Origin of the sequence: Neisseria sp. HMSC070F02 (assembly GCF_001814225.1) — a bacterium.
GTDB lineage: Bacteria > Pseudomonadota > Gammaproteobacteria > Burkholderiales > Neisseriaceae > Neisseria > Neisseria meningitidis.
This window is the reverse complement of sequence record NZ_KV815435.1, coordinates 1-5,878: the sequence shown is the minus strand read 5'-3', so window position 1 is coordinate 5,878 and position 5,878 is coordinate 1. Positions and strand designations below refer to the sequence as shown.

General features: G+C 52.7%; 6 protein-coding genes and 2 tRNA genes. 5 read left to right on the top strand and 3 right to left on the bottom strand.

All coding sequences use genetic code 11. The features are described 5' to 3' along the window. Window positions 1–40 precede the first annotated feature (40 nt). Complete coding sequence (locus HMPREF2959_RS06095) at window positions 41–910, bottom strand: transporter (RefSeq protein WP_070696529.1); 870 nt, start codon at window positions 908–910, stop codon at window positions 41–43. Window positions 911–1,073: 163 nt separating this feature from the next. On the opposite strand from HMPREF2959_RS06095, the gene HMPREF2959_RS06090 reads away from it, so the two are divergent. Beyond that, window positions 1,074–1,997, top strand: coding sequence for an RluA family pseudouridine synthase (locus tag HMPREF2959_RS06090; RefSeq protein ID WP_070696526.1), 924 nt, complete (start codon window positions 1,074–1,076; stop codon window positions 1,995–1,997). A 77-nt stretch (window positions 1,998–2,074) separates the two neighbouring features. Here HMPREF2959_RS06090 and HMPREF2959_RS06085 read toward each other — a convergent pair whose 3' ends face one another. Both HMPREF2959_RS06085 and HMPREF2959_RS06080 read right to left on the bottom strand, forming a co-directional pair. Beyond that, complete coding sequence (locus HMPREF2959_RS06085; RefSeq protein ID WP_002243442.1) at window positions 2,075–2,716, bottom strand: alpha/beta hydrolase; 642 nt, start codon at window positions 2,714–2,716, stop codon at window positions 2,075–2,077. A gap of 54 nt (window positions 2,717–2,770) precedes the next feature. Then, a complete protein-coding gene (locus HMPREF2959_RS06080) occupies window positions 2,771–3,562 on the bottom strand; it encodes a polyamine aminopropyltransferase (protein ID WP_002243443.1) in 792 nt (263 codons plus the stop codon). 165 nt (window positions 3,563–3,727) lie between these two features. Between HMPREF2959_RS06080 and HMPREF2959_RS06075 the strand changes: the two genes are divergently transcribed. From HMPREF2959_RS06075 to panC, 4 genes are all read left to right on the top strand, one after another. Beyond that, window positions 3,728–3,803 (top strand) — tRNA-Thr (locus tag HMPREF2959_RS06075). 34 nt (window positions 3,804–3,837) lie between these two features. After that, a tRNA-Thr gene (locus HMPREF2959_RS06070) sits at window positions 3,838–3,913 on the top strand. A gap of 141 nt (window positions 3,914–4,054) precedes the next feature. Beyond that, on the top strand, window positions 4,055–4,846 hold the full coding sequence (gene panB, locus HMPREF2959_RS06065; protein WP_002243444.1) for a 3-methyl-2-oxobutanoate hydroxymethyltransferase: 792 nt from the start codon (window positions 4,055–4,057) through the stop codon (window positions 4,844–4,846). 122 nt (window positions 4,847–4,968) lie between these two features. After that, on the top strand, window positions 4,969–5,805 hold the full coding sequence (gene panC, locus HMPREF2959_RS06060) for a pantoate--beta-alanine ligase (RefSeq protein ID WP_002240443.1): 837 nt from the start codon (window positions 4,969–4,971) through the stop codon (window positions 5,803–5,805). Window positions 5,806–5,878: the final 73 nt, after the last annotated feature.

Sequence of the window (5,878 nt, the reverse complement as noted above, 5' to 3'; positions counted from 1 at the left end):
TAACTCCTTTGGATTACAAGGTTGGAAAATCAAAACCTGCTTAAAATGTATGCTGTACGCCAAATTTCAGTTCGGAACTGCTTTGCCCTGAAACGTTGAAACGTGCGGATGCGTTTAAAGCCGTGGTTTTGGTGAAACCGAAACCTGCGCCGAAATGGGCGTAGGTGGATGTGTTTCTGGAGGATTCCCGTTTGCCGTCCGTCCGGTCGGGCTGCCTGCCCAGCCATTGGATGCCTCCGGTCAGGCTGATTCTGTCGTTGGCAGCAAATGAGATGTTGGGGTTGAGCAGCAGGTAGTTGCCCGATTTGTAGCGGATGCCGTCTGAAAGGGTTTTGCTGCCGTTGATACGGTAGGCGGCGGTGAGGGAAAGGACAATCGGATCTATGGCTTTGTAGGTGGTGGCGCCGATGAGCCAGGATTTTCCCGACGAGGCTTTGTTGCGCGATTTTTCGTAAACCGTGCTTTCAAGAAAGCTGATTAGGGCGGGGTTTTTGTCGTCTTTAAGGAAAGTGTGGCTGATGCCGAGGGATACGTCGGACATCCGTTTGTTGCGGGTTTTGCTGTTGCCGTCGAGTTTGCGTTCTTCGTGCCACAGATAGCTGCCGCTGCCGTAAATGTCGGTATTCCCGGTCAGTCCGTAGCGCAAACCGAGCGTGCCAACGAGCATATCGGTATTGCTGCCGTTTTCTTGGATTTCGGTCGGAATGGGGATAAACGAGGTTGCGCCGGTTTGGATGTAAACCAGTGCGGCAAGTTCGGCGCGGTTGTTTTCGCTATTCAGGTAGGTAAGGGAAGTTTCCAGTTTCCATTTGCCCTTGTCAGTCATTATGTCTTCAATCGTCAAGGGCAGGTCGGCATAAGCGGATAAAGGCAGGATGGCGGGCAAGGCGGGCAAAAAGATGCGCTTCATATTTCTCCTATTGATATTAATTCTTATTTAAGAATAGTAATGAATATCCGATAATTTTGTCTAAATAAATTTTTAAATCATAAAAAACAATATGTTTGTTTTTATCAATTATGTTTTGATATGCCGTCTGAAAAGTTTGTGAAAAACGGTTACAATCCGCCGCATGAAAAAACGCAACAATCCTCTTCCGCTGTTGAACGGTGTCAAACCCAGTTATTTGGTGCTGCCGCATGAAAAGCAGTTTTACGGGCTGCCGCTGCTGCATTTTCTGTGCATCCGCTTTCCTTTTGTGGGCGCGGACGATTGGCGCAGGCGGTTGAACAGCGGTTTTGTGGTCGGTTCGGATGGTGCGGCGTTGGACGAACATACTTTGTTCGAGCCGGGTAAGGTGATGTTTTATTATCGGGAAACCAGCAGTGAGGATGAGCCGCGTATTCCGTTTGAAGAAAAGATTTTGCATATTGATGAGCATTTGATTGTGGTGGACAAGCCGCATTTTCTGCCCGTCATCCCCAGCGGGCGTTTTTTAAGGGAAACGCTGCTCACACGTCTGCGCCTGCGTCCCGAATTGCAGCATTTGAATGTTGAAGACATTACGCCGCTGCACCGCTTGGACAAGGATACGGCAGGCGTGATGCTGCTGTCGCACAATCCTGCCACGCGGGGGGCTTATCAGACGATGTTTCAAAACAAAACGGTATGGAAAACGTATGAGGCGCTTGCCCCGACAAGGACGGATTTGCCGTATCCGCTTGATGTGGTTTCGCGTTTGGTAAGGGGTGAAAAATTTTTTACGACGCAAGAGGCGGAAGGCGAATCAAATGCACATACGACGGTTGAACTAATTGAAAACAGGGGGGAATTCAGCCTTTACCGCCTTACGCCGCATACCGGCAAGAAACACCAGTTGCGCGTACACATGATGGGCTTGGGTATGCCGTTATTGAATGACGCGCTCTATCCCGTGCCGTCTGAAGCGGGCAGCGAGGATTATCGGAAACCTTTGAAGCTATTGGCAAAAAAGATTGCGTTTGCAGATCCTTTGTCGGGTCGGGAAAGGGTGTTTTGCAGCGGATTTTGCCTATAATGAGAGGGAACGCAAACCCGTATCGGCGGATGCCGCCGATACGGGTTTTACATTATCGATGCCGTCTGAAAGGGGTTTTATCCGTTCAGGCATACGGGCGCGAAGCGGAGGATGGTGTCGCGCAGGACGATGAGTTTGCCGTGAAAGAAATGCGTGGAACCGGCGATGGTAATGACGGGCAAATCTTGCGGTTCCGCCCATTTCAGTGCTTTCCCGATTTCGACGACTTCGTCTTCCGCGCCGTGTATCATCAGCGTTTTGGCAACATTGGGAACGGCGGACGGCTCGGGGCGGCCGGTATAGTGGCAGACTGCCGCGCCGATGAGCAGTAACAGGTCGGGTATGCGCGCTTGTGCGGCAAATGTGGCGACATAGCCGCCGAAGGAGAAGCCGGATAAGGCAAATTCGGGGGCTTCGGGATGTTGGGCGCGGGCATAGTCGATGACGGCGAGGCAGTCTTGCGTTTCGCCGTGTCCGTAATCGTGTGTGCCTTCGCTATTGCCTACGCCGCGAAGGTTGGGCAGGTAGCAGTGGAAGCCGAGTTTGCTTAAGGCTTTGGCGGCAGTTTGGATGACTTTGTTGGTGTTTGTCCCGCCTTGTAGGGGGTTGGGATGATTGATGACGGCAACACCGCGTGCCGATACTTGTTCGGACGGGATATGGATGGTTTCTAAAATGCCGGCAGGACCGGATATGTGTATGGTTTCGGGTTTCAGCATAATGATTTCCTCTTGATTTTCCGCATGTTCCAATGCGGTCATGAAGATAGTTGCTTAAAGGTAGAAATGCTTGCCGTTGTTGGGGTTGGATGCTTTCAGGTCGGCGAGCATGCGGTGGAAGTCCAATCCGTATGCGTTGCTCAGTTTGTCGGCACGTTTTTTGAGTTTGTCTATGTTTTGCTCTTTGGGGCTGCTTTGGAAGGCCATTACCGCGACATTGCCGTGGCTTTCGGCAGGAAGTTCCAAGACGCGCCCTTCAAAAACGCTCAACAACCGTTCGATGAAGCGTTGGTAGCGTTTGTCGCCGCTCCACCAGTTGGTTACGAATATGCCGTCTGAAGAGAGTGCGTTTCGGCAGTCTCGGAAAAACGGTTCTTCAACCAGCGCATCGATGATTTGTTCGCCGTCGAACCCGTCCACCAAAATCACATCGGTGTTGTGGCGGAAGACTTTGATATATTCTGCACCGTCTGCTTCGATAATTTCAAATTTCTCGCCCTCGAAAGGCAACTCGAACAGGCTGCGGGCAATGGCGATGACCTGCGGGTTGATGTCCACGGCGGTTTGGCGCGTGTCGGGCAGGTAGGTGTCTATCCAGCGTGCAAACGAACCGCCGCCCAAGCCGATTTGGGTGATATGCTGCGGAAGAGCGTCGGTAAACAGCAGCCATCCCATCATGGCACGGCTGTAAGAGAGTACCAGCTCGGACGGGTGGTCGAGGTTCATTGAGCTTTGGATGGTGTCGCTGCCCAAGTGAAGCGAACGGATATTGCCTTCTTCGGAAATGCCGACTTCGGGAAAGCTGGATTTTGCAGGACGCAGGCGGCGGTAGGGATGTCTTGCCATCGGTGTGAACGGTCGGTTTGAAAGGCAGATATTTTATCAGAATGCCGATGGTTGTCCTGCTTCAAATTAATTTCTTTTCAAATAAATTACTTATTCGGATTTGCCGGGGCTTTCGGATAAATTCCTTGCCAAGGTGCGGCATTGCCTGCATAATTCGCTTTCTTTGCCGGTATAGCTCAGTTGGTAGAGCACCTGACTTGTAATCAGGGGGTCCCGAGTTCGACTCTTGGTGCCGGCACCATCCTTGCTTATGGTGCGGTAATACAATCCAATATGCCGGTATAGCTCAGTTGGTAGAGCACCTGACTTGTAATCAGGGGGTCCCGAGTTCGACTCTTGGTGCCGGCACCAGATTTGACAGCCCGATTGTGTAAAACAGTCGGGCTGTTTTGCATTTGCGGCACGGTCGGTGGCAGGGCTGCGGGCATTTCACTATAATAGCCCGTTTCAAACTGAAAAGGCCGTCTGAAAAGGGCGGGGTAACAATATCTGATGATTACTGTGAACACACTGCAAAAAATGAAGGCGGCGGGCGAGAAAATCGCTATGCTGACCGCTTACGAATCCAGTTTTGCCGCGCTGATGGACGATGCCGGCGTGGATGTGCTGCTGGTTGGGGATTCTTTGGGAATGGCGGTTCAAGGGCGGCAGTCGACGCTGCCGGTCAGCCTGCGCGATATGTGCTATCACACCGAATGTGTGGCACGCGGTGCAAAAAATGCGATGATTGTCAGCGATTTGCCGTTTGGTGCATATCAGCAGAGTAAGGAGCAGGCGTTTGCCGCCGCCGCCGAACTGATGGCTGCCGGCGCGCATATGGTTAAACTCGAAGGCGGCGTGTGGATGGCGGAAACGACTGAATTTTTGCAAATGCGCGGTATTCCGGTTTGTGCGCACATCGGTCTGACCCCGCAATCCGTGTTTGCCTTCGGCGGATATAAAGTTCAGGGGCGCGGCGGCAAGGCGCAGGCGTTGCTTAACGATGCCAAGGCGCATGACGATGCGGGGGCGGCGGTCGTGCTGATGGAGTGCGTACCGGCGGAACTGGCAAAAAAGGTAACTGAAACTGTTTCCTGTCCGACCATCGGCATCGGCGCGGGTGCGGATTGCGACGGGCAGGTTTTGGTGATGCACGATATGCTCGGCATTTTCCCGGGTAAGACGGCGAAATTCGTCAAAAACTTTATGCAGGGGCATGATAGTGTTCAAGCGGCGGTTCGGGCGTATGTTGCCGAAGTCAAAGCCAAAACTTTCCCTGCTGCGGAACATATTTTTGCAGATTGAACGGTTTACATGCAGCATGCCGTCTGAAAGCCGTTTCAGACGGCATTTTGTTTTGCCGTGCGCGGCGCGTATAATCGGCGCGTTTTGTCGGGCAGGAAGCCCGAAGGATAAGGATTACCGTTATGCAAATCATACATACCATTCGAGAACTGCGCGCGTGGCGTAAAAATGCGGGAAAGGTGGCATTTGTGCCGACCATGGGCAATCTGCATGAAGGGCATCTTGCGCTTGTGCGTGAGGCGAAAAAACGCGCGGACAGTGTCGTGGTCAGCATTTTCGTCAACCGCCTGCAATTCGGTCAGGGCGAGGATTTCGACAAATATCCGCGTACTTTGCAACAGGATGCGGACAAGCTGGAAGCCGAGGGTGTTGCCGTTGTTTTCGCGCCCGATGAGAAAGAACTCTATCCGAACGTGGAACAGCGTTACAACGTCGAACCGCCCAATCTGCAAAATGAGTTGTGCGGCAAGTTTCGTCCGGGACATTTCCGCGGGGTGGCAACGGTAGTGTCCAAGCTGTTCAATATTGTCGCGCCGGATGTTGCCTGTTTCGGCAAAAAAGACTATCAGCAGCTTGCCGTGATTAAAGGTTTGACCGAGGATTTGAATTTTGATGTTGAAATAGTGCCTGTCGATACGGGGCGCGCGGAAGACGGGTTGGCACTGTCGAGCCGCAACCAGTATTTGAGTGCGGCGGAACGCGACGAAGCACCGCGCCTGTACCGCGAATTAAAGGCTGTTGCCGAATCCTTGGCGCAGGGCAGTTTGGATTATGCAGGTTTGGAGCGGCAGGCTGCCGACCATTTGACCGCTGCGGGCTGGGTGGTCGATTATGTCGAAATCCGCCGCGCCGATACGCTCGAAGTGGCGCGGGCGGGAGATAAGAAACTGGTGGTCTTGGCCGCCGCCTGTCTGGGGACGACGCGCCTGATTGACAATTTGGAAATAAAACTCCCTTAAACCGCAAGCGTCGGGAATGCCGTCTGAAGCGGATTTGCGTTTCAGACGGCGGCGGATTCGCATTTGAAGTGCA

What these genes read in the sequence shown, in the direction of transcription:
- HMPREF2959_RS06095 (WP_070696529.1), bottom strand. Translation starts at nt 910, where the DNA reads ATGAAGCGCATCTTTTTGCCCGCCTTGCCCGCCATCCTGCCTTTATCC.
- HMPREF2959_RS06090 (WP_070696526.1), top strand. Translation starts at nt 1,074, where the DNA reads ATGAAAAAACGCAACAATCCTCTTCCGCTGTTGAACGGTGTCAAACCC.
- HMPREF2959_RS06085 (WP_002243442.1), bottom strand. Translation starts at nt 2,716, where the DNA reads ATGCTGAAACCCGAAACCATACACATATCCGGTCCTGCCGGCATTTTA.
- HMPREF2959_RS06080 (WP_002243443.1), bottom strand. Translation starts at nt 3,562, where the DNA reads ATGGCAAGACATCCCTACCGCCGCCTGCGTCCTGCAAAATCCAGCTTT.
- panB (WP_002243444.1), top strand. Translation starts at nt 4,055, where the DNA reads ATGATTACTGTGAACACACTGCAAAAAATGAAGGCGGCGGGCGAGAAA.
- panC (WP_002240443.1), top strand. Translation starts at nt 4,969, where the DNA reads ATGCAAATCATACATACCATTCGAGAACTGCGCGCGTGGCGTAAAAAT.